Source organism: Pseudomonas sp. CAN1 (assembly GCF_030462585.1).
Lineage (GTDB): Bacteria > Pseudomonadota > Gammaproteobacteria > Pseudomonadales > Pseudomonadaceae > Pseudomonas.
In genome coordinates this window covers 1-22,641 of sequence record NZ_JASMRU010000016.1, presented here as the reverse complement: position 1 = coordinate 22,641, position 22,641 = coordinate 1, and the positions used below count along the sequence as shown (strand labels likewise).

The 22,641-nt window shown below is 68.3% G+C and carries 24 protein-coding genes; 2 read left to right on the top strand and 22 right to left on the bottom strand.

Annotated elements, in window-relative coordinates; genetic code table 11:
- Positions 1 to 73: 73 nt before the first annotated feature.
- The 17 genes from QO207_RS19785 to QO207_RS19705 form a co-directional block, all read right to left on the bottom strand.
- Complete coding sequence (locus QO207_RS19785) at positions 74 to 508, bottom strand: nuclear transport factor 2 family protein (RefSeq protein WP_301534020.1); 435 nt, start codon at positions 506 to 508, stop codon at positions 74 to 76.
- Positions 505 to 891, bottom strand: coding sequence for a nuclear transport factor 2 family protein (locus tag QO207_RS19780; RefSeq protein WP_367620480.1), 387 nt, complete (start codon positions 889 to 891; stop codon positions 505 to 507). The genes QO207_RS19785 and QO207_RS19780 overlap by 4 nt, the downstream gene beginning before the upstream one ends.
- Positions 888 to 2,090 carry an acetyl-CoA C-acyltransferase gene (locus tag QO207_RS19775; RefSeq protein ID WP_301534018.1) on the bottom strand — a complete coding sequence of 401 codons (1,203 nt, stop codon included), beginning with the start codon at positions 2,088 to 2,090 and terminating at the stop codon, positions 888 to 890. Before QO207_RS19775 ends, QO207_RS19780 begins: the two co-directional genes overlap by 4 nt.
- Before the next feature lie 240 nt (positions 2,091 to 2,330).
- The gene (locus QO207_RS19770; protein WP_301534017.1) at positions 2,331 to 2,789 is read right to left on the bottom strand and encodes a MaoC family dehydratase; all 459 of its coding nucleotides are present in this window, start codon (positions 2,787 to 2,789) and stop codon (positions 2,331 to 2,333) included.
- A gap of 1 nt (position 2,790) precedes the next feature.
- Positions 2,791 to 3,573, bottom strand: a complete 783-nt coding sequence (locus tag QO207_RS19765) for an SDR family oxidoreductase (protein WP_301534016.1) — start codon at positions 3,571 to 3,573, stop codon at positions 2,791 to 2,793.
- 11 nt (positions 3,574 to 3,584) lie between these two features.
- Complete coding sequence (locus QO207_RS19760; protein ID WP_301534015.1) at positions 3,585 to 4,778, bottom strand: acyl-CoA dehydrogenase family protein; 1,194 nt, start codon at positions 4,776 to 4,778, stop codon at positions 3,585 to 3,587.
- Positions 4,775 to 5,941, bottom strand: coding sequence for an acyl-CoA dehydrogenase family protein (locus tag QO207_RS19755; RefSeq protein ID WP_301534014.1), 1,167 nt, complete (start codon positions 5,939 to 5,941; stop codon positions 4,775 to 4,777). Before QO207_RS19755 ends, QO207_RS19760 begins: the two co-directional genes overlap by 4 nt.
- Positions 5,942 to 6,285: 344 nt before the next feature.
- Positions 6,286 to 7,161: an SDR family oxidoreductase gene (locus QO207_RS19750; protein ID WP_301534013.1), complete on the bottom strand. Its 876-nt coding sequence runs from the start codon at positions 7,159 to 7,161 to the stop codon at positions 6,286 to 6,288.
- A gap of 138 nt (positions 7,162 to 7,299) precedes the next feature.
- Entirely contained in the window at positions 7,300 to 8,448 is a 1,149-nt protein-coding gene (locus tag QO207_RS19745; RefSeq protein ID WP_301534012.1) for an acetyl-CoA C-acetyltransferase, read from the bottom strand.
- 10 nt (positions 8,449 to 8,458) lie between these two features.
- The gene (locus QO207_RS19740) at positions 8,459 to 9,520 is read right to left on the bottom strand and encodes an acyl-CoA dehydrogenase family protein (protein WP_301534011.1); all 1,062 of its coding nucleotides are present in this window, start codon (positions 9,518 to 9,520) and stop codon (positions 8,459 to 8,461) included.
- An 11-nt stretch (positions 9,521 to 9,531) separates the two neighbouring features.
- On the bottom strand, positions 9,532 to 10,698 hold the full coding sequence (locus QO207_RS19735; protein WP_301534010.1) for an acyl-CoA dehydrogenase: 1,167 nt from the start codon (positions 10,696 to 10,698) through the stop codon (positions 9,532 to 9,534).
- Positions 10,699 to 10,714: 16 nt separating this feature from the next.
- A complete protein-coding gene (locus tag QO207_RS19730) occupies positions 10,715 to 11,467 on the bottom strand; it encodes an enoyl-CoA hydratase family protein (RefSeq protein WP_301534009.1) in 753 nt (250 codons plus the stop codon).
- The gene (locus QO207_RS19725; protein WP_301534008.1) at positions 11,448 to 12,548 is read right to left on the bottom strand and encodes a nitronate monooxygenase family protein; all 1,101 of its coding nucleotides are present in this window, start codon (positions 12,546 to 12,548) and stop codon (positions 11,448 to 11,450) included. Before QO207_RS19725 ends, QO207_RS19730 begins: the two co-directional genes overlap by 20 nt.
- A complete protein-coding gene (locus QO207_RS19720; RefSeq protein WP_301534007.1) occupies positions 12,545 to 13,408 on the bottom strand; it encodes an enoyl-CoA hydratase in 864 nt (287 codons plus the stop codon). The genes QO207_RS19725 and QO207_RS19720 overlap by 4 nt, the downstream gene beginning before the upstream one ends.
- Positions 13,405 to 14,220, bottom strand: coding sequence for a CoA-transferase subunit beta (locus QO207_RS19715; RefSeq protein ID WP_301534006.1), 816 nt, complete (start codon positions 14,218 to 14,220; stop codon positions 13,405 to 13,407). The genes QO207_RS19720 and QO207_RS19715 overlap by 4 nt, the downstream gene beginning before the upstream one ends.
- A gap of 2 nt (positions 14,221 to 14,222) precedes the next feature.
- Positions 14,223 to 15,104 carry a CoA transferase subunit A gene (locus QO207_RS19710; RefSeq protein ID WP_301534005.1) on the bottom strand — a complete coding sequence of 294 codons (882 nt, stop codon included), beginning with the start codon at positions 15,102 to 15,104 and terminating at the stop codon, positions 14,223 to 14,225.
- Between the two features lie 10 nt (positions 15,105 to 15,114).
- On the bottom strand, positions 15,115 to 16,011 hold the full coding sequence (locus QO207_RS19705) for a VOC family protein (protein WP_301534004.1): 897 nt from the start codon (positions 16,009 to 16,011) through the stop codon (positions 15,115 to 15,117).
- Positions 16,012 to 16,272: 261 nt separating this feature from the next.
- Here QO207_RS19705 and QO207_RS19700 point away from each other — a divergent pair, with 261 nt between their 5' ends.
- Together QO207_RS19700 and QO207_RS19695 are read left to right on the top strand one after the other, a co-directional pair.
- A complete protein-coding gene (locus QO207_RS19700; protein ID WP_301534003.1) occupies positions 16,273 to 16,524 on the top strand; it encodes a type II toxin-antitoxin system Phd/YefM family antitoxin in 252 nt (83 codons plus the stop codon).
- Positions 16,525 to 16,533: 9 nt separating this feature from the next.
- Entirely contained in the window at positions 16,534 to 16,899 is a 366-nt protein-coding gene (locus QO207_RS19695; RefSeq protein WP_301534002.1) for a type II toxin-antitoxin system RelE/ParE family toxin, read from the top strand.
- Between the two features lie 47 nt (positions 16,900 to 16,946).
- On the opposite strand, the gene QO207_RS19690 is transcribed toward QO207_RS19695, so the two are convergent.
- The 5 genes from QO207_RS19690 to QO207_RS19670 all read right to left on the bottom strand — a co-directional run.
- Positions 16,947 to 18,521 carry a FadD3 family acyl-CoA ligase gene (locus tag QO207_RS19690; protein WP_301534001.1) on the bottom strand — a complete coding sequence of 525 codons (1,575 nt, stop codon included), beginning with the start codon at positions 18,519 to 18,521 and terminating at the stop codon, positions 16,947 to 16,949.
- Between the two features lie 71 nt (positions 18,522 to 18,592).
- On the bottom strand, positions 18,593 to 19,339 hold the full coding sequence (locus QO207_RS19685) for an SDR family NAD(P)-dependent oxidoreductase (protein ID WP_301534000.1): 747 nt from the start codon (positions 19,337 to 19,339) through the stop codon (positions 18,593 to 18,595).
- Between the two features lie 295 nt (positions 19,340 to 19,634).
- Positions 19,635 to 20,711 (bottom strand): ferredoxin--NADP reductase, encoded by a 1,077-nt coding sequence (locus QO207_RS19680; RefSeq protein WP_301533999.1) that lies wholly within the window; start codon positions 20,709 to 20,711, stop codon positions 19,635 to 19,637.
- Position 20,712: 1 nt separating this feature from the next.
- Positions 20,713 to 21,468, bottom strand: coding sequence for a glucose 1-dehydrogenase (locus tag QO207_RS19675; RefSeq protein WP_301533998.1), 756 nt, complete (start codon positions 21,466 to 21,468; stop codon positions 20,713 to 20,715).
- 12 nt (positions 21,469 to 21,480) lie between these two features.
- Positions 21,481 to 22,641: FAD-binding protein (locus QO207_RS19670; RefSeq protein ID WP_301533997.1), on the bottom strand; the 1,161-nt coding region annotated here is incomplete at its 5' end.

Genomic DNA, 22,641 nt, shown 5'->3' with positions numbered 1-22,641 from the left:
TGCGGGGCATGGCTTCGCGAGCAAAAACTGGGCGTCCCCCTCGACCCTGCGAAGAGCATCTGCTTTTCCGTGATCAATCCCGCGCCACCTCGAAATGCCCCCGGAAGATCGTCTCGACAATCACCCAGCGGCCATCCACACGTCGATAGCGATCCTGGTAGAAACCACCCAGCTGCCGGGTCGCCCCGGTCTCGCCGTCGCGGTTCTGGTAATGCAGCGCCCAGCGCGCGCTGGCGTTGTCGGCATCCTCCAGTTCGATCTCCGGATTCGCCGCATGGTGCAGGTCGATCACCCGCGGCACGCAGGCCAGCTCCTGGTACAGCGCCAGGAACGGCTCGCGGTCGCGGAACACCCCCAGCGGGCCGTAGTCGATCAGCACCACGCCAACCGCGAAACAGCCGCGTATCGCGTCCACATCCTTCAGGTCGCAGGCGTTGAGATAACGGTGCTTGAGCTGGCGGATGGCTTCGAGCGCCTCCAACCGTTCGATGCGCTGTTCCAGGTTCATTCCGGCCGCCGCTCCACGTTGAGATCGCCCCAGTAGGCCTTCATCGAACGGATGCGCCCCTGCCCGTCGAACTCCATCACGTCGATCACATGCAGGCTGCACGGCTCGCCGTTCCAGTGCATGTCGACACGGAACGGCATGGCGCCGCAGCCGTTGCCGGTGACCCGCACCGGCCCGGTGAGCTGGGCGCTGACTTCGGCGCGGCCCAGGCCTTCGCGATAGAACCGCGCGATGGCCGCGATGCCGGTCAATGCCGGCGCCCCCACCGGGTCCTCGACCACCGCGTCATCGGCATACAGCGAGAGAATGCCGTCGATATCGCCGGCATCCACCAGCTCCACATAGCGCGCCATGCGCCGGCGGATCAGTTGAGTATCCATCAGGCCACCTCGAACAGCGCGGCCGCACCCATGCCGCCGCCGATGCACATGCTCACCACCACGTAGCGCACGCCGCGGCGACGACCTTCCAGCAACGCGTGGCCGGCCATGCGCGCGCCGGACATGCCGAACGGATGGCCGATGGCGATGGCGCCGCCGTTGACGTTCAGGCGCTCGCCGGGGATGCCCAGCTTGTCCTGGCAGAACAGCACCTGGCAGGCGAAGGCTTCGTTGATCTCCCACAGGCCGATGTCGTCCACCTTCAGGCCATGGCGCTTGAGCAGTCTGGGCACCGCGAAGACCGGGCCGATGCCCATCTCGTCGGCATTGCAGCCGGCCACCGCCAGGCCACGGTAGATGCCCAGCGGCTGCAGGCCACGGCGTTCGGCCTCGCGGGCTTCCATCAGCAGCGACGCCGAGGCGCCGTCGGACAGTTGCGAAGCGTTGCCAGCGGTGATGAAGCGCCCCGCCCCGCTCCACTGGCCGCCCTGCCACACCGGCTCCAGCGCGGCGAGGCTGGCCAGGCTGGTGTCGGCGCGGTTGCACTCGTCGCGGTCGATCAGCACCGATTCGTGGCGGCTTTCGCCGGTGGTCTTGTCCACCACCAGGCGCTGCGCGTGCATGGGCAGTATCTCGTCGGCGAACAGGCCGTCGCGCTGGGCGGCGGCGGTACGTTGCTGGCTGAGCAGCGAGTAGGCGTCCTGGGCTTCGCGGCTGATGTTGTAGCGCGCAGCGACGATCTCGGCAGTCTCGATCATCGGGATATAGGCCGCCGGGTCGCGCTCCAGAACGGCCTGGGACTGGTTGCGGTAGGCGTTCTTGTGCTTGTTCTGCACCAGGGAGATGGACTCCAGGCCGCCGGCCACGGCGATGTCCAGCTCGTTGCAGGCAATCGACTTGGCGGCGATGGCGATGCTCATCAGGCCGGAGGCGCACTGGCGCTCCACTGCCATGCCGGCGACGCTGGACGGCAGGCCGCCGGCGATGGCGCAGAGGCGGCCGAGGTTGTAGGCCTGGGTGCCCTGCTGCGCGGCGGCGCCGATGATGACGTCCTCCACTTCGTCCGGCTCGACGCCGGCACGACGGACCACCTCGGCCACCACCGCGCCGCCCAGCGCAGGCGCCTCGGTGTCGTTGAAGGCGCCGCGGAAGGCCTTGCCGATGGCAGTGCGGGCGGTGGAGACGATGACGGCTTCTCTCATTGCGAATCCTCAGGTTGGTCCAGGCTTTCTGTCTTCGTAGGGCGCATAACGCGCCAGCGTTATCCACCGCCGCAGAGCCGGCGGGTAACCTGTTCCAGGTTATTCGCCCTACGCACTGGGTTGACGCCCTGTAGGAGCGAGCTTGCTCGCGAACAGCCCCACTGCAAGGCCGGTTCGCGAGCAAGCTCGCTCCTACGAAGAGCCGGTCAGGCGGGGTGGCTCTTCAAAGTGGGCAGCTTTTCAAAGTGAGAAGTAACGGCTGATGGTGTCCACCACGCAGCCAGGGCGCTCTTCGCCCTCGATCTCGACGCTGACGCGCACGGTGGCCTGCACGGCGCCCTTCACCGCCTCAGCGGCGACCAGCTCGGCACGGCCGCGCACGCGGGCGCCGGCCTTGACCACATTGGGGAAGCGCACGCGGTCACAGCCGTAGTTCACGCCCATGGCAATGCCGCGCACCTCGACGATCTGCGGCAGGAACAGGTTGACCAGCGACAGCGTCAGGTAGCCGTGGGCAATGCAGCTGCCGTAGGGGCCGCTGGCCGCACGGGCCGGGTCGACATGAATCCACTGGTGATCGCCAGTCGCCTGCGCGAACTGGTCGATGCGCGACTGCTCGACGCTGAGCCAGTCGCTCTCGCCGAGGGCCTCGCCGACACAGGCCAGAAGCTCTTCGGGATGCTCGAAGACTCGCGTCATCTCAGGCCCTCTGGCTGGAGACCGACAGCACTTCGCCGGTCATGTAGGAGCTGTAGTCGCTGGCCAGGAACATCATCACGTTGGCGATTTCCCAGACCTCGGCGGCGCGGCCGAAAGCCTCGTTGGCGGCCAGTTGGTCCAGCAGTTCCTGCGGCGCGGAACGGCGCAGGAAATCGTGCAGGGCGATGCTCGGACTCACCGCGTTGATGCGGATGCCATACTCGGCTGCCTCCACCGCCGCACAACGGGTCAGCGCCATCACCCCGGCCTTGGCCGCGGCGTAGTGGCTCTGCTCCTTCTGCGCGCGCCAGCCGAGCACCGAGGCGTTGTTGACGATGGCGCCGGCGCGGCGCTCCATCATGTGCGGCAGCATGGCGCGGGTCATGCGCATGGTGCCGGTGAGGGTGACGTCGAGGACGCGCTGCCATTCCTCATCGACCATCTCCACCAGCGTGCGCGAACCGCCAAGGCCGGCGTTGTTGATCAGCACGTCGACCCCGCCCAGGCGCTCTTCGGCAGCGGCCACCAGGGCACGCACCTGCTCCTCGCTGGTGACGTTGCACACCTGCCCGTAGACCGCCTGCAGCCCGCAGGCCTGGCGGATGCGCTCCACCGCCTCGTTCAGGCGGCCCTCGTGGATATCGCTGATCATCAGCGCGCGGCAGCCTTCCTCGGCGGCACGCAGGGCGGCGGAGAAGCCGATGCCGGCGCCCGCAGCGGCGGTGATCAGCACCGACTTGCCGCGCAACAGGCCGCGGCCGGAGACGTATTCGGGTTTGAGCATGGAGCTTTCTCCTAACGGGGAACCTTGGGTTCGCGGGGCAGGCCGAGCGCACGCTCGGCGATGAGGTTGCGCTGGATTTCGTTGCTGCCGCCGTAAATGGTGTCGGAGCGGCTGAACAGGAACAGGCCCTGCAGGCGGCTGAGCTGGTAGGGAGCGGCGTCGAGGATTTCCGCCTCGGCGCCGAGCACGTCCATGGCCAGCTTGCCCAGGCGCGCGTGCCAGTCGGACCAGCACAGCTTGTAGATCAGCGCTTCGGGCCGCAGGCTGCCGTCCTGGGCGCCGGAGAGCATCCGCAGCGAGTTGTAGCGCAGCACCTTGAGCCCGCCCCAGGCGTCGGCCAGGCGCTGGCGCAACAGCGGGTCGCGGGCGGCGCCGTTGGCGCGGGCGATGCGGATGATTTCGTCCAGCTCGTTGTGGAACTGCATCTGCTGGCCGAGGGTGGATACGCCGCGCTCGAAGCCCAGCAGCGCCATGGCGATCTTCCAGCCGTCGCCCGGCGCACCGAGCAGGTTTTCGGCGGCGGTCTGGGCATTGTCGAAGAACACCTCGTTGAATTCGCTGGTGCCGGTGAGCTGCTCGATGGGCCGCACGCTGATGCCCGGCTGATCCATCGGCACCAGCAGGAAGGCCAGGCCGTGATGACCGACGCTGCCCGGCTCGCAGCGGGCGATGACGAAGCACCAGTCGGACTCATGGGCCAGCGAGGTCCAGACCTTCTGCCCGTTGATGCGCCAGACGTTGCGCTCGGCATCGAAGGTGGCGCGGGTTTTCACGGCGGCCAGGTCGGAGCCGGCGCCCGGCTCGGAGTAGCCCTGGCACCAGAACTCCCGGCCGCTGACGATGCCCGGCAACAGCCGGCGTTTCTGCTCATCGCTGCCAAAGGCGGCGATGGTCGGTCCGGCCAGGCCCTCGCCGATGTGGCCCATGCGGCCGGGGCCGCCGACGCGGGCGTACTCCTCGTGGAAGATCACCTGCTGGTTGATCGACAGGCCGCGCCCGCCGTGCTCCCTGGCCCAGCCCACGCAGGTCCAGCCGCCCTCGGCGAGTTTGCGCTCCCAGACCTTGCGCTGTTCGGGGAAGCTGTGTTCGTCGCCCGGCCCGCCACGGAAACGCAGCGGTGCGAACTCGCCACGCAGGTTGTCCGCCAGCCACTGGGCAACTTCGCCGCGGAAGGCCTCGTCAGCGGCGTCGAATCCGATCTTCATGGGCGTTCCTCCAGGATGGCAGCGGCAATGCGCTCGCGGTGCCAGGCCGGCGTGCCGAGCAGGGCCTCGCCGGCGCGGGCACGCTTGAAGTACAGGTGCGGGTCGTATTCCCAGGTGAAGCCGACGCCGCCGTGCAGCTGGATCGACTCGGCGGCGCAATGGAAGAAGGCCTCCGAGGCACGAGACTTGGCCAGCGCGGCGGCCAGTGGCAGCTCGGCAGCGAGTGTGGAGTCGCTCTGCCCATCCAGCGCTTCCTGGGCCACGCAGGCTGCGTAGTAGAGCGCCGAACGCGCGCATTCCACCTGCAACATCATGTCCGCCATGCGGTGCTTGAGTGCCTGGAAGCTGCCTACCGGGCGGCCGAACTGCTGGCGTTCGCGGGTGTAGGCGACGGTCAGATCGAGCGCCTGCTGCGCACCGCCGACCTGCTCGGCGGCCAGGGCGATGGCGGCCAGTTGCAGGACCTTGTCCAGCACCGGCCAGGCAGCGCCGGCATTCCCCAGCAGGGCATCGGCGGACAGGTACAGGCCATTGAGATCGACCTCGGCCAGCTGGCGGGTCTGGTCCAGCGTGGGCAGTGCGCGACGCTGCAGGCCAGCGCTGACGGCGGCAACCGCGAACAGGCAGATGCCGTCCGCGCCCCGACTGCCAGCCAGGCGCGCGGGGATCAGCAGCAGGTCGGCACTGGCGCCGTCGAGCACCGGGCGCAGGCGACCGTCGAGGACGAACCCCTCGCCTTCCTTGCGTGCCACCACCTGCACCGCGCTTGCATCGGGCACGCCTTCGGCGCCCAGCGCCAGGGTGGCGCTCAGACTGCCTTCGGCCAGCGCCGGCAGCCAGCGCGACTGCTGCGCCTCATCAGCGAGCAGACGCAGGGCGCAGACGGCCACCGAGCTGGTGAAGAACGGCAGCGAAGCCAGGCACCGGCCGAGCTGTTCCTGGACGATGGCCAGCTCGACGAAGCCCAGCCCCAGGCCACCATGGGCCTCGGGCACCAGCAGCGCCTGCCAGCCGAGTTCCTGGCAGATGCGTTGCCAGAGCGCCAGGTCTTGCCCGCCGGTGGCCATGGCTGCGCGCACGGCGCTGGAGGGTGAAGCATCGGCGAGAAAGCCGTCCGCGCTGTCGCGGATCATCAGCTGCTCGTCGGTGAAGGCGAATTCCATGGAAAGCGGCCCTGTGGTGTCGGATGGGCGCAGTCTGGCGGGAGATGCTCGGGCGGGAATCGTCCGAATGGACGTGGGGGGAAGTGAGGGGGTTGGCGAGATATTGCAGAAGCGAGCTTGCTCGCGAACCACACGCCAAGGTTTGCAATGCAGGAGCAACTGTTCACCGGAATATTCCGCGCCAGCGCTTCCCCTCACCCCAACCCTCTCCCGGAGGGAGAGGGGGCAGATCGTGCCGGCTGATGCCGAGATTTGATCCTGCACCGAACGGTCCCCTCTCCCGCTTGCGGGAGAGGGTTAGGGTGAGGGGCCTTTGATCTTGCAGGAGCGAGTCACACAGTGGATCAAGTGCCGTAGACCTTCTGCGCCGATACGGCGCTTTCGATCAGTTCTGCCACCACAGCGCCGACTTCCGCCGGCAACCAGCGCGCGCCCTTGTCGCGTTCCGGGCCGCGGCGCCAGCCGTCGGCGAGGGAGAGCTTGCCGCCTTCCACTTCGAACAGGCGGCCGCTGACGTGCTGGGAGTCTTCGCTGACCAGCCAGGCCACCAGCGGCGCGACGTTTTCCGGGGCGAAGTGGTCGAAGCCGTCTTCGGGCTTTTTCATCACCTCGGCGAACACCTGCTCGGTCATGCCGGTGCGCGCGGCCGGGGCCAGGGCGTTGGCGGTGATGCCGTAGCGCGCCAGTTCCGCCGCCTGCACCAGGGTCAGCGAGGCGATGCCGCCCTTGGCCGCCGAGTAGTTGGACTGGCCGATGGAGCCCTGCAATCCGGCGCCGGAGCTGGTGTTGATGATCCGCGCCTGCACCTTCACGCCGGCCTTGGCCTGGTCACGCCAGTGATGCACGGCGTGGCTGGCGATGCAGAAGTGGCCCTTCAGATGCACGTTCATCACCGCGTCCCAGTCGGCTTCGGTGAGGCTGGCGAACATGCGGTCGCGGCAGATGCCGGCATTGTTGACCACCGCGTGCAGGTCGCCGAAGGCATCGATGGCGGCACGGACGATCTCGCCGGCCTCGTTGTAGTCGGTGATGTCGTGGCAGTCGCCGATGGCCTCGCCGCCCTGGTCGCGGATCAACGCGACGACGCCGGTCACGGCTTCGCGGTTGATGTCGTTGACCAGCACTTTCGCGCCTTCGGCCGCCAGGGCCAGGGCGTAGGCGCGGCCGAGGCCGCCGCCAGCGCCGGTGATGATGACGACGCGGTCTTTGCAGAGTTGCATGGGGTTCTCCTGAGAGTTGAATGCAGGCGGCAAGCGCCCTCTCCCCAACCATCTCCCTGAAGGGAGAGGGGGCCGTCCGTGCTGCGGAGATGGCCTGGCGTCAGGCCCGTCCACGTCACGCCCCGGGGAGTGGTCGCGTTACAGTCGTTCGAGGATGGTCACGTTGGCCTGCCCGCCGCCCTCGCACATGGTCTGCAGGCCATAACGGCCGCCCGTGCGTTCCAGTTCGTGCAGCAGCGTGGTCATCAGCCGTGCGCCGGTGGCGCCCAGCGGGTGGCCGAGGGCGATGGCACCGCCGTTGACGTTGGTGCGTTCGAGGGGGTAGCCGGTTTCCTGCAGCCAGGCCATGACCACCGAGGCAAAGGCTTCGTTGATCTCCACCCGGTCGATGTCGTCCAGGCGCATGCCGGCCTTCTTCAGCGCGTAGGCGGTGGCCGGGATCGGTGCCGTGAGCATCCACAGCGGGTCGTCGGCGCGCACGCTGAGGTGGTGGATGCGCGCCCGTGGCTTCAGGTTGTAGCGCTTGAGCGCGCGCTCGGAAACGATCAGCAGCGCGCTGGCAGCATCGCAGGTCTGGCTGGACACGCCGGCCGTGACCCGGTCGCAACCGAACAGGGTGTCCAATTCGGCCATCTTCGCCAGGCTGGTCTGGCGCGGCGTCTCATCGTGCTGCACGCCCGCCAGCGGGACGATCTCGCGGGCGAAGCAACCGGCCTCGATGGCACGCAGGGCGCGGCGATGGGATTCCAGTGAATAGGCTTCCAGCGCCTCGCGGCTGATGTCCCATTTCTCGGCGATCATCTGCGCGGAACGGAACTGGCTCGGCGGCGCAGCGCCGTAGCGCTTCACCCAGCCTTCCGAGCCGCTGAACGGGTCGCTGAAGCCCAGCGGCTCGGCGGCGGTCATGGCCGAGGAAATCGGAATCTTCGTCATGGTCTGCACGCCGCCGGCAATCACCACGTCCTGGGTGCCGCTCATCACTGCCTGGGCGGCGAAGTGCACGGCCTGCTGCGAGGAGCCGCACTGGCGGTCCACCGTGGTGCCGGGCACGCCCTGGTCGAGGCCGGCGGCCAGCCAGCAGGTGCGGGCAATGTCGCCAGCCAGCGGGCCGATGGTGTCGACGCAGCCGAAGATGACGTCGTCGTAGTCCGCATCCGGGATGCCGTTGCGCTGCACCAGTTCGCGCAGCACGTGGGCGCCCAGGTCAGCAGCGTGGATCTGCGCCAGGCCACCCTTGCGCTTGCCGGTGGGCGTGCGCAGGGCGTCGACTATGTAGGCTTCTGCCATTGGGTTCTCCTCAGACCGCAAAGGTATGGCCGGCGCCGGCATTGACCGCACCACCGAACAGCGCCTGGCACAGCCGCGCCTTGTGCAGGCTGCGGTCGCCCCAGGCCTTGTCCAGCGCCCAGGCGCGCTTCATGTAGAGCTGCAGGTCGACCTCCCAGGTGTACCCCATGGCGCCGTGCACCTGGATGGCGTTCTTCGCCGCCAGTTGAGCGGCCTCGGCGCAGGCCAGGGCTGCCTGTGAGACATGCAGTGCGGCCTGCGGATGGACCTCGGCGAGCGATTGCGCGGCGCGGTACAGCGGCGCCTTGGCAAATTCGATGAGCACCGCGACGTTGGCCATCAGGTGCTTGACCGCCTGGAAGCTGCCGATCGCTTTGCCGAACTGCTTGCGCTCGAAGCTGTAGTCCACCGCCAGGTCGACCATGCGCCGCGCCAGGCCCAGCTGCTGGGCGGCGCAGGCAAGGGCTCCGCGCTCGAAAGCAGCGGCCCACAGCGCGCAAGCCTGCTCGCCGCTGGCCACACGGGTAGCGGCGCTGGACGTCCAGGCCACGCTGAACAGACGGCGCGCCGGGTCGAGCGCAAGGCTGCGGGTTAACTGCACGGCCTCGCGCGGCACCAGGTGGATTTCTTCTTGGCTGCCCAGGATCAGCAGGTCGGCGACGTGGGCATCGGCCACCAGCAGGCTGTCCGGATGACCGATAGCCACGCGCGCCTGACCCGCCGCAACGCGTCCCAACCAGTCCGCCTTGAGTGCCTCGTGCTCGTCGCCCAATCCGGCCAGCAAGGGCGCACTCACCAGCACGGTGTCCAGCAGCGGCTCGGCCAGCGCGGCGTAGCCGCATTCCTGCGCCGGCAGCACCCAGTCGGTTTCGTCCAGGCCCAGGCCGCCAAAGGCTTCGGGCAGGTTGAGGGCAGTCAGGCCCAGTTCGGCGAGCTGCGCCCAGAGCTCGTCGCTGCGCCCGGTTTCGCTGGCCCAGAGTTCGCGCTGGCGCTCCGGGGTCACCTGGTTGGTGAGGAAGGCCCGCACGCTGTCGTGGAAACTCAGCTGATCGTCGTTGAAAGTGAAGTCCATGTCCCGGCTCCTCAGGCGCGCGGCATGCCGAGCATGCGTTCGGCGATGATGTTGCGCTGGATTTCGTTGGTGCCGGCGTAGATCGGGCCGGCCAGGGAGAACAGGAAGCCGTCCAGCCAGCGGCCGACGTCAGCGGCCAGCGGCTCGCCGGGCAGCAGCTCGGCGCGGGCACCGAGGATGCTCAGCGCGGTGTCGTGCATGCGCTGGTCCAGCTCCGACCAGAAGATCTTGTTGGTCGAGGATTCCGGGCCGATGCGTCCACCCTGCTGCAGGCGCGAGGCGGTCATGTAGGTGCTCAGGGTGTAGGCCTCGGCGTCCAGCCAGGCGCGCATCACCGCCTCGCCGATGGCCGGGTCGCGGTCGGCGGCTTCGCGGTTCGCCAGGTACAGCTGCAGCAGGCGCCGCGCGGTTTCCTGGAAGCGCGCCGGGGAACGCAGCATCAGCCCACGCTCGAAGCCGGCAGTGGACATCGCCACGTGCCAGCCCTGCCCTTCGCCGCCCAGTACGTTCTCCACCGGCACCTTCACATCGTCGAAGAAGATCTCGGCGAAGCCCGGCAGGCCGTCGAGCTGGGCGATCGGCCGCACGGTGATGCCCGGCGAGTCCAGCGGCACCAGGATGAAGGTCAGGCCGTGGTGGCGGCTGGACGCCGGGTCGGTGCGGAACATGCCGAACAGCCAGTCGGCCCACACGGCGCGGGTCGACCAGGTCTTCTGGCCGTTGATCACGTAGTGGTCGCCGACCCGCTCGGCGCGGGAGCGGATGGCCGCCATGTCGGAACCGGCGCCCGGCTCCGACCAGCCTTGGGCCCAGACATCCAGGCCACGGGCCATGCGCGGCAGGAAGCGCGCCTTCTGCTCCTGGCTGCCGAACTCCATCAGGGTCGGGCCGAGCAGGAAGATGCCGTTCTGGTTGACCCGGCCGGGAGCACCAGCGCGATAGTACTCTTCCTCGAAGATCAGCCACTGGATCAGGTCGCAGCCGCGGCCGCCGTATTCCTGCGGCCAGGTCACCATGCCCCAGTGGCCGTCGTGCAGGCGCGCTTCCCACTCGCGGTGCAGGCGGAAACCTTCCTCGGTGTCGTACGAGGGCAAGGGGTTCTTCGGCACGTTGGCCGCCAGCCAGGCGCGGACTTCCTCGCGGAAGGCCTGTTGTTCGTTGTTGTAGTTCAGGTCCATGGGCTGCTGCCTGTGATCAGTTGAATTGCGCTTCGCGCTTCTCGACGAAGGAGTCGCGGGCTTCCTGGGAGTCCAGCGAGCGGTAGGCTTCCAGGGTGAAGCCCTGCTCCCAGCGGTACTTGTCTTCGAGATTGCCGTCCTCGATGCCGGTCAGCGCTTCCTTGGCCAGGGCGATCATCGCCGGGCTCTTGGCGGCGATCCGGCGCGCCACGTCCAGGGCCGCGTCGCGCAGCTGGTCGCGCGGCACCACGCGCTCCACCGCGCCCAGGCGATAGGCTTCATAGGCGTCGATGGGCTCACCGGTGAAGTACATGTGGCGCACCTTCTGCACCGGGAACAGGCGCTGCAGATGGGCGCCGCCGCCCATGGCGCCGCGATCCACCTCGGGCACGCCGAAGGTCGCGCACTCGCTGGCGAGGACTATGTCCGCCGCACCGCACAGGCCGATGCCGCCACCGAGGACGAAGCCATGCACGGCGGCGATCACCGGCTTGGGATTGCGGTGCACAGCCTTGAAGCTGTCGTAGTTGCCCTTGTTCACCGCGACGATCAGGTTGCCGTCGGCGGCCAGTTCCTTGATGTCGACACCGGCGCAGAAGCCCCGGCCCTCGGCGCGAATGACGATGACCCGCACCGCGTCGTCGCGCCCCAGGCGTTCCAGCTCCGCGGCGATGGCCGCCCAGCCGGCGCAGTCGAAGGCATTCACCGGCGGGCGGTCGAACACCAGCTCGGCGATGTGCTCGTGGATCTCAACGCGAAACGGCGGCATGGAGGCTCTCCTGGGTCTGTTGCGGTTGCACCCGGCGGGCCAGCTCGGTGAGCCGGGCCTGGGCCTGGGTGACGATGGTCTGGATGATCTCGGTGCACGGCGGGCGGCTGCCCAGCAGCGCGGCGACCTGGCCCGCCGGCAGCACGCCGTCTGCGGGCTGGCCGTTGACCATGGCCTTCTGGATCACCATGGGCGCGTTGGCGGCCAGCAGTGCCTGGGCAAGGGTCAGCTCGCCACGGTGGCGCAGGGCCTGGAGCATCTGCGCGAGGCTCATACCGGAGTGGCGCCGGTAGGCCAGCGCGCACTGCACGGCAAGGCCCAGGCGCCGCCAGGGGCCGGCGGCCTCCAGGGCGTCGAGCAGTTCGTTGCGGATCATCCGCTGCGGCAGGCCGTCGAGGGCGCGGCTGACGATGACCTTCGCCGGGTCCGTCACGCCCAGGTAGCGCGCCAGGGTGGCATCCGGCACCGGGCTTTCCTGGCTCATCAGGAAGCGCGTCCCCATGGCCACGCCGTCGGCGCCCAGCGCCAGCGCAGCCACCAGCCCGGCACCGTCGTGCAAGCCACCGGCCGCCACGACCGGCACCTGCACGGCTTCGCGCACTTGCGCCAGCAGCAGCGCGGTGGGCACCGAGCCGGTATGACCGCCGCCCTCGCCGCCTTGGATGGTGACGATATCGGCGCCCATCTCCACGGCCTTCTGCGCGTGCTTGAGCGCGCCGACCGTGGGCATGCAGACCACCCCGGCGTCTTTAAGCCGGGCGACCATCTGCTTGCCCGGCGAGCGGCTGTAGCTCACTGCCTTCACGCCATGGCGCAGCACCAGGTCGACGATCTCGCCGGCGTTGGGCTGATACATATGGAAGTTGACGCCAAATGGCGCCGAGGTCAGCGACTTCGTCTCAAGGATTGCCGCTTCCATTTGCTGCGGCTCGATGGTCGCGCCGGCGAGGAAGCCGAAGCCGCCAGCGTTGCCGGTGGCAGCCACCAGGCGCGGATCGGCCACCCAGCCCATGGCGGTCTGGATGATCGGGTAGCGGCAACCGAGCAGCTGGGTGACGCGGGTGCTCAGGTCCGGGCTCATCGGCCTCCCTCCACCGGCTCGCGCTGCGAGCTGGCCATGGCGCGGGCGTCGTAGCCGCCGAGGCGGTCGCCGCTGACCAGCTCGTTGTGCGCATGGGCGAAGTGGTGCAGGCCGAACACCATGTCCATGGTGGCGCGCTTGCCCATCAGGTCCTCGGCGTTGTTCACCGCCTGCTTGGCCAGCTGCAGGCCCAGGCGCGGCATTTCGGCCACGCGACGAGCCATGTCCAGGGTCACGTCGAGCAGCACGTCGCGCGACACCACCTTGTTGACCATGCCCAGCTGCCAGGCGCGCTCGGCCGGCAGTCGCTCGCCGAGGAAGAGGAACTCCTTGGCGACGCGCGGGCTCAGCTCATGCACGTGGGCGAAGTACTCGACGCCGGGGATGCCCATGCGCACCACCGGGTCGCGGAAGTAGGCGTCGTCGCTGGCGACTATCAGGTCGCAGACCCAGGCCAGCATCAGCCCGCCGGCAATGCAGGCGCCCTGTACCATGGCCACGGTCGGCTTGGGCATCTCCCGCCAGCGCCGGCACATGCCCAGGTAGACCTCCTGCTCGCGGGCATAAAGGAACTCGCCGCCGGGCTTGTTCACATGGTCGTACCACAGGCTCGCGCGCTCGAAGCTTTCGTTGACATCGCGGCCCGGCGTGCCGATGTCATGGCCGGCGGAGAAGTGCTTGCCCTCGCCGCGCAGGACGATGACCTTCACCGCATCGTCGTCGCAGGCACGGCGGAAGGCCGCGTCCAGCGCGTAGGTCATCTTCGAGTTCTGCGCGTTGTGGTACTCGGGGCGGTTCATGCTGACGATGGCCACCGGGCCCTGCACCTCGTAGAGCACGACCTCTTCGCAGCGGCTCATGGCCGTGCCCCTTCGGCGCTGCGCAGCGCCGGTGGGTTGTCCTTGAGCTGGCGGGCACGCAGGTTGTGCGGGTCAAGGCGCTGGAGGATTTCCAGCTGCGCGGCGCTGGGCATGGCGGTGGTGGCGATCTGCGCCGGCAGCGCCAGGTCGAAGCTGGTGTTGTCCAGCACCTGTGCCAGTTCTACCCCCGGATGCAGCGAGCGCACGCGCATCTGCCGCTGCGGGCCGCCGAAGTCGAGCACGCAGAGGTCGGTGACGATCAGGCGGATGTCGATATCGTCCAGCGACCAGCCACGGGCCAGGCGTGCCGGGTTGTAGCCGACCGAGGCGACCATGTCGACCTCCCCCTCGACGAACACCCGGCGGCTGTGCGCCGGCACGAAGAAGGAGTTGGCGTGGCTGATGGAATTGCCGGGGAAGCCGCGCACACCGAGCATCTGCGCCTTGGGTCTGGCGTAGTCGCCGATGCAGGAGATGTTGGCCTGGCCGAAGCGATCGATCTGGGTCGGCCCGACCAGCGCGTGGCGGCGCCCGCCCCAGACGTTGTCGAAGATGCGCGAGAAGCCCATCCAGCTGTCGAACTTCGGCACGTAGCCGTTGCGCGCGCCGAGCGGCACCGGCTCGGCAACCATGAAGGCCTCGGAGTCGGTCATCAGCAGGTCAGGATTGCTGCTCAGCATGGCCAGGGAAGCGGCCAGGCGCGGGACCACGCCGATGCCGGTGGCGAGCACTTCGCCGTCGTCACGCCAGCACTCGCTGGCGGCGCAGATCAACAGCTCGGCGAGGCTGCAGGAAGCGGTTGCGTCAGTCATGGTCAGAACACCGGCAGGGGCAGCTTGCGGAGAGACTCGATGCCACCGACCTTGTCCAGGTAGGCGGCTTCGCCGTCGCGGATGAACTCGTCGTAGTAGCGCTGCCAGCCGCCCTCCTCCTGGGCCGAAGCGTTGTAGCGCTGGAAGTGCGCCACGTCGAAGCCGTACAGCGGCGCGCAGGAACTGGGATGGGCGCCGCCGGGGACGTGCACCACGCCGTCGGTGAGGTTGCGTTCCCAGAACACCGTGCGCGCGGCCTGCGGGTTGGCGTGGAAGTGCGCAGGCTCCACCAGCTCGTCGCAGCTGACGAAGGTCTGCTTCGCGGCGCGGACGAACAGGTCGTCCATGTAGTGGTCAGGCCCGTCGATCTGGCAGACGCCGCGAGCGTCGGCGCGGTCGACATGGACCAGCGCCGCATCCAGTTCCAGCGCCGGCATGGCGACCCAGTCGCGGCCATCGGCGTAGGGCGAGGCAACCAGCTTGATCTGCGGGTTGTGCCTGAGCACATCGGTGCCCAGGCCCACGGCCGTGGGCAGGAACGGCACGTGCATGGCCGCCGCGCGCAGGCCCAGCAACAACATGCCCTCGTCGATCTCCATCACTTCCAGCTCGCCGGCCTGGCGGGCCTTGCGGAAGTAGGGTTCGAGCGGGATGAAGTCCAGCGAGACGAAGGCGAACACCAGCTTCCTCACCTTGCCGGCGGCACACAGCATGCCGACGTCGGCGCCGCCGTAGGCGACGATGGTGAGGTCCTTGAGCTCGGAACGGAGGATCTCGCGGATCAGTGCCATGGGCTTGCGCCGCGGGCCCCAGCCACCGATGCCGAGGGTCATGCCGTCGCGCAGCTGGGCGACCATCTCGGTGGCCGTCATGCGTTTGTCCATGTTGTGCTCCTTACTGGCGGCCGACGCTGAAGTCGTGGCCCCAATGGCTGACCACGGTGCTTTCGAAAGGCGTGTGCGCCTCCCAGTCCACTTCCAGGCCGCCATGGCCGTACTCGATGTCGAAGCCGCCGGGGCTCTGCATGTAGAACGACACCATGTGGTCGTTGGTGTGTTTGCCCAGAGTCGCAGAGAGCTTCACGCCGGCGGCGTGCATGCGGTCCAGCGCGCGGCCGACGTCGTCGAGGGCGGCGGTCTCCAGCATCATGTGCACGCAGCCGCTGGGGATCGGGCACTCGAAGATCGCCAGGGAGTGGTGGCGGGCGTTGTTGCAGTGGAGGAAGTGGATGCGCTTCTCCGGCTCCTGCGGGTCGGGGGTGAAACGCACCTTCATCAGGTCGGAGAGGCCGAAGCCCATGACCTGTTCGTAGAAATCCCGGCAACGCTCGAAGGCCGGCGCCGGCAGCACCACGTGGCCCATGCCCATGGCGCCGGTGACGAAGCCGCTGACACCCACCGGTGAGACGAACGGACGGAAGTCCTGGCACGGCCCCCAGAACAGTTCGTGGCGGTTGCCGTCGGGATCGTGAAACAGCGCCAGCTCCTGGATCTTGCGCAGTGCACAGTCGGCGGCACTGCCGCGGGTAACTTCGACATCGGCCTGCTGCAGCTCGGCAATCGCCTGCTCGAAGGCGGCCTTGCCGGCGACTTCCCAGCCGCTGGCGCCGTAGCCGTCGCGCTCGTCACGCAGCACCAGCACGCGGTAGTGGCGCTCGTCCATCTTCAGGTACAGCGCGCCTTCGGGGGCGGCGGCGTCCACCATCATGCCCAGCACGTCGCTGGCGTAGCTGCGCCAGCGCTCCAGGTCGGTGGCCAGGACGGTCACGTAGCCCAGTCCGCGGATATCCATGGTGCTCTCCTCATCGTCATCGCCGATGCGTCGTGCGGATCGGCTGGTGATGAGGATTCAAACAGCGTGGGAGATGGCCAACATCGTCCAATGGGACTAGCGCAAAAGGGCCGTGGGGCGTGGGTCGGAATGAGGACCGGCGGGTTGTGCCACCTGCCGGTGAACGCGGTCGATGGTCGGCAGGAATTGACCACAAGCTCATATACAGCCTAAATTTGGACCACTACGCTTCAGCATGCGCACGCAATCGAGGTACACCCCATGCGAATCGAGACCATCAGTTTCCTGAAGAAACACGCCGCGGACCTGGACCTGTCGGAGCCCATGGTCGTCACCCAGAATGGCCTGCCCAAGCTGGTGGTGGAGTCCTACGAGGAGTCCGTCAGACGGGAGAAAGCGCTCGCGCTGGTCAAGCTGCTCGCCATCAGTTCGCGGCAGCACACCGAGGGGAAATCCAACACCGTCGACGACCTGCGCAGCCGGCTGGCCAAGAGGCGCTCCAGCGAGCAGTAAGGGAATCCGATGAGTCAGCGCCGACCTGTCCTCACTACGCCGATCGCCGACAGCCTGATCATCGACCGGGAAGATTTCCTGGCCGCCAGGGCTGGAAAGGAAAAGGCCGCACAGCATATCGACGCTCTTTTGGATGAGCTGGTGCAAGCGTTATCGAATGCACCGCTGGGCTATCCGATCTCCCGTGAAGTAGCCGAGCACACCGGCCTGACGGAGTTCCGCGAGTACGTTACGCAGGACGGCTATCGGGTGTTCTATCAGGTGCTGGATGATGCCGTGGTGGTCCACCTGGTGATCCATGAGCGACAGGATGCGCGCAAGGTGCTGGTCGACTACTGCACGTACCTCGCACAGGATCCGTTCCTGAACAGTTAGAGTCCGTTTGACTCCCCGAAAGCCCCGCCCGAGCCGGGCTTTTGCATTCAGGAGTTCGCCGCCAACTCCCGCAGCGCCGCCTTGGTCACCTTGCCGGCGGCATTGAGCGGCAGTGCGTCGAGCAGCATGGCCCGCCGCGGCGCCTTGTAGTTGGCCATGCGCTCGCGGCACCAGGCGAGGAAGGCGTCGAGGTCGATGGCCTGGCCGGCGGCTGGCAGCAGGAAGGCCATGGCCACCTCGCCCAGGCGCTCGTCGGGGATGCCGATCACCGCCGCCTGGGCCACGCCGGGGTAGCCGAGGATGGCCTGCTCGACCTCCGCCGGATAGACGTTGAAGCCGCCGTTGATGAACATGTCCTTGAGGCGGTCGGTGATGCGCAGGTAGCCGCGCTCGTCGAGCACGCCGACATCGCCGGTGTGCAGCCAGCCCTGCGGATCGATGGCTTCGGCGGTGGCCCCGGGGTTGCCGAAGTAGCCGCGCATCAGGTTGTAGCCGCGCACCACCACTTCCCCCGGCTCGCCCGGCGGCAGGCTGTTGCCCTGGGGATCGACGCAGCGTACTTCGACGTTGGGGAAGGCGCGGCCGCTCGTCGTGGCGACGGTCTCGGCGTCGTCGCCGGGCCGGCAGATGGTGACGAAGCCGCAGGTCTCGGTGAGGCCGTAGGCAGTGACTATGGTCGCGAAGCCCAGCTCGCTGCGCATGCGCCGGACCATCTCCACCGGCACCGAAGCGGCGCCGGTAACCGCTACGCGCAGGGACGACAGGTCGAACTCCTGACGATGCGGATGCGCCAGCAGTGATTGATAGAGCGTCGGCGGGCCCGGCAGCACTGTCACGCGCTCGGCCGCCACGCGCTGCAGCAGCAGCGGTACGTCGAACACCGCCTGCGGCAGCACGCAGCAACCGCGCATCAGCGCCGCCAGCCAGCCGGCCTTGTAGCCGAAGCTGTGGAAGAACGGGTTGACGATCAGGTAGCGATCGCTTTCGCGCAGGCCGACCATCTCGCTCCAGTCGCGCACCAGTTGCAGGTTCTGCCCGTGGGCGGTCATCACACCCTTGGGCTTGCCGGTGGTACCGGAGGTGAACAGCAGGTCGCACAGGTCATCGGTGGACAGCGCGGCTTCGCGTGCGTCCAGCGCAGCTTCCTCGACGCCATCGGCGAGCGCCAGGAAGGTCGTCCAGTCCAGCGCTCCCTCGCGCGAGCCGCGCAGGATCACGCGCTGGCGCAGCGCCGGCAGTTCCTCGCCCGCCAGCAACGCCGGGTAGTCGATGCCGAGGAATTCGCCCATCACGAACAGCAGGCTGGCGCCGCTCTCGCGCAGCACCAGCGCCGCCTCGGCGCCCTTCATCCGGGTGTTCAGCGGCACCAGCACCGCGCCGACACTGTGCAGCGCGGTGGCCGCGACTATCCACTCCCAGAGATTTGGCGCCCACACCGCCACCCGCTCGCCATGACCGACTCCCAACGCCAGCAGCGCGCGGGCGGCACGGCGGCGCCACTGGTGCAGCTCGCGGTAGCTGAGGTGGACGTCGCCGTCCTCGATGGCCGGCAGGTCAGCGTAGGCCGCGGCAGTGGCGGCGAGCAACTGGGGAATGGTCAGGGCGGAGGACGGGCAGTTCATGGCGGGCAGCTCAGGGCGAACGGAAATCGAAAGTGGGCCGGCACCGGGCCGGCCCGCTGACAAGGCCGGTATCAGGCCTGGGGCGGCGCGAAGCGGCGGCCGGCGGAGAAGCCGCCGTCAACGGCAATCATCTGCCCACTGACGAAGGAGGCATCGTCGGAGGCGAGGAACAGCGCAGCCTTGGCCACCTCTTCCGGTTGCCCGGCGCGGCACAGCATGTGCTGCGAGGCGAAGAAGGCGTGGAAAGCTTCCTGCTCGCGGACCATCTGCGTCATCGGGGTTTCGATCAGGCCCGGGCAGAGGCCGTTGACGCGCACGTTGGCATGGCCGTAGTCGATGGCCATGGAGCGCGTCAGCTGGTTGATGCCGCCCTTGGCGACGTTGTACGCGGTGTTGCCGTCGCAACCCTGCAGGCCGAAGATCGAGCCGATGTTGATGATCGAGCCGCTGCGCTGCCGGACCATCTGCGCCACCGCGTGCTTGCTGGTGAGCATGCTGCCGGTGAGGTTGATGTCCAGCACGCGTTGCCATTCGCTGGTCGGCGAGCTGGTGACGTTGCCCTGGCTGGCGACACCGGCGGCGTTGACCAGCACGTCGATGCGGCCATGGCGCGAGACCACCTCGCCCATCACCTGCTCGATGTTGTTCTCGTTGCGCACGTCCAGGGCCATGAACAGGCCGGGGAAATCCGCCGGCGCATTGCCCACGTCCAGGCCGACGACCTGGGCGCCCTCTTCGGCGAAACAGCGGGCGCAGGCCAGCCCGATACCCGATGCAGCACCCGTGACCACGGCAACCTTGCCTTGCAGTCGATTCATTCGCACACCTCTGCTTGTTGTTGTCGGTTTGCTCTGCGCCGCAGACTAGCGGGCCTGCGGCGGCGGCAAATCGTCCATTGGGACTAGAGCCTTGGCAAGGGCCAGAAAGGGCATAGCGCAGGGCACATAAGCTGGAACAGGTTATCCGCCGATGGTCATCCGGCGGATAACGCTGGCGCGTTATGCGCCCTACGCACAGGCCCCGTGCCAGGAATGAAAAAAGCCCGGCCGGAGCCGGGCAAAAAAGGGGGCAGGCACCGCCCCTCACTCATGAGCAATCTTTCAAGTCCGACATTCAGTCCGGGAAGCGCACCCGCACCTCGCGGCTGCCGGCGCGGCCCTGGCAAGCCAGGGTCCAGCCGTCGGCCAGCTCGGCGGCGCTGAGCACATCGTTGCGCGGCAGCAGCACTTCGCCCTGCTCCACCTGGCACATGCAGGCGCCACAGAAGCCTTCCTCGCAGGAAGACGGCGCCGCCAGTCCGGCGCGGCGGCAGCTGTCCAGCAAGGTGTCGCCGGGCTCGCAGGCGACTTCGTGCTCGGCGCCGTCGAGAATCACGCGCAGGCGCTCCACCTCGATGCCGGCGACGGCTTGCCGTGCCTTCTGCTCGGCCGCTTCCAGCTCGTCCGGATCGACCGGCGAGACGAAGCGCTCGACGTGAACCCGCGCCGGAGGCACACCCGCACCCAGCAGGCCGTTCTCCACGGTTTCCATGAACGGTCCGGGGCCGCAGATGAAGCATTCCGCCTCCTCCCAGCCACGCAGCAGGTGGCGCACATCGCTGCCAGCAAGGAAGCCCTGCACGCTGTCCAGCACATGGATCACCTGCAGCCGTTCGCCATGCTCACGCAGCAGTTCACGCAGCGCCTCGCGGAAGATCACCGACTCGGCGTCGCGGTTGGCGTACACCAGGCGGATGCGGCAATCGCGGCTGGCCAGCGCCTCGCGCAGGATGGAAAACACCGGGGTGATGCCCGAACCGCCGCCGAACAGCAGCAGGTCGCGCACCTCATTGCCCAGGTGGAAATGCCCGGCCGGAGGCAGCACTTCCAGATGATCGCCAGCGCGCACGCTGTCGTTCATCCAGTTCGACACGCGCCCGCCGTCGACGCGCTTGATGGTGACCCGCAGCGCCGCATCGAGCCCCGGCGCGCTGGACATGGAGTAGCAGCGCAGCAGGCACTTGCCCGCCATGCTGACGCGGAAACCGAGGAACTGCCCGGCCCGGTAGGCGAAGCGCCCGGCCAGTTGCTCCGGTACGCGCAGCACCAGCGAGCGGGCGTCGGCGGTTTCCTCGATGACCTGCGCCACCTCCAGCTGGAAGCTGGAGGCGACGCCCGGCGCCTGGGACTCCAGGGACTGCGCGCAGTCCATCTCAGATACCGCTGATCAGCTGGGCGTTGTCCACGCGGATCTCGGCGCCATTGATGAAGCGCGACTCGTCCGAAGCGAGGAACAGCACCACATTGGCGATATCCCGCGGCGCGCACATGCGGTTCAGCGGGTCGGCGTCCAGCGCCTCCTGGGGGATCGGCTGGCCGCCGGCCAGGGCCTGGGTCATCGGCGTGTTGACGCCATCGGGGTGCACGCTGTTGCAGCGGATACGGTAGCCCTGCTGCTTGCAATGCAGGGCGATGGAACGGGTCATGGCTGCCACCGCGCCCTTGGACGCCGAGTAGGCGCAGAACATCGGCATGCCGCCCAGCGCCGCCACCGAGGACATGTTGACGATGGAACCACCGCCGCTCTCCTTCATCGCCGCGATGGCGTACTTGCAGCCGAGGAAGTAGCCCTCGCCGTTGATGGTCTGCACCTTGCGCCACAGCTCCAGGCTGGTGTCCTCGATGCTGCCAAGGGCGAGGATGGCGGCGTTGTTGACCAGCACATCGAGGCGGCCGAAACGCTCCAGGGTGGTCTTCACCACGTGCTGCCAGTCGCTTTCGCTGGCGATGTCGTGGCGGATGAACAGCGCGTCGCCGCCGATCTGCTCGGCCAGCGCGCGGCCGGCTTCCTCGTTGAGGTCGGTGAGAACCACGCGGCCCCCCTCGCCGGCCAGCAGCAGCGCGTCCTCGCGGCCGATGCCGCTGGCGGCGCCGGTAACGATGCAGACCTTGCCTTGTACTCGATTCATGCTTGTTTTCCTTCAGGCGTTTTCGGGGATGACGGCCGCCGCGCGGGACGCCGCATGGGCGGCGGCGCGGCGACCGGAATACACGCAGTCGGCGATGGACAGGCCGGATACGTAGAGGTTGGAGGCAACGCCCACGGCATTGCGGCCGGCGCTGTAGAGACCGGCGATGGGCTCTCCGGCAGCGTCCAGCACGCGCCCGCTGCGCTCGCAGACGCGCAGGCCGCCCAGGGTGATCGCCGGGCAGGGAAAGAGCTTGCTGTCGAACGACAGGTCCAGCGCGTACCAGGGACCGTCGTCGAGGTCGGCGAGCATCGCCTGGGACTTGCCGAAGGCGTCGGTGTGCTCGCCGCGCGCGGCCCGGCTGTACTCTTCCAGGCTGCGCCGCAGGTTCTGCGCCGGCACGCCGATGGCGCGGGCCAGCGCTTCGGGGGTTTCACCACGGCGGCGGTTGAACAGCAGGTTGAGCAGCACCGGCAGGCGCTGGAACGACCAGACCTTGCCCGGCCCGACCTGGCGCAGGGACTCCCTGAGCAGTGCGCGGTCGAGGATCAGGATGGCGCGGCCGCCCTGCTCTTCCACCATGGCGTGGCCGAGGGTGGCGCCGTAGACCTCCTCGTTGCAGTAGCGCTCGCCCTGGGCATTGACTATCACTCCGCGCGCCCATGCCAGCGGCGGGTTGATGAAGCGCCAGGCGCTGACCTTGTCCAGGCGCTGCGCGGCGGCGCCCACGCCAAGACCGAGGCGGATGCCGCTGCCATCGCAACCCGACGTGCCCAGCGGCAGACCCGGCAGGTATTGCGGTGCGTGCTCGGCGAGCATCTCGCGGTTGAAGATGAAGCCGCCGGCGCTGAGCAGCACGCCCTTGCGTGCGCGGATCAGCATCGGTCGAGCGTGCCGTTCCTCTATACGCCGCAAGGCCGCGATCAGTCGCTCGGCCAGCGGCGGCGCATAGGGATGCAATGCCGTCGCGGTGCGGCTCAGCCAGGCGTGACGGCGCGCGGCGAAACTGCCCGGCGGCAGGCGCCAGGCTTCGACGCCGACCACCCGGCCGCCGTCGTCCTGCACCAGCCGGCGCACTTCGCACTGGCTCTGCAGCTGCACGCCCTTCTCCCGCGCCGAGGCACGCAAGGCGGCGAACAGCGCCGCGCCGGACATCCCGCGACCCTTGGTGCG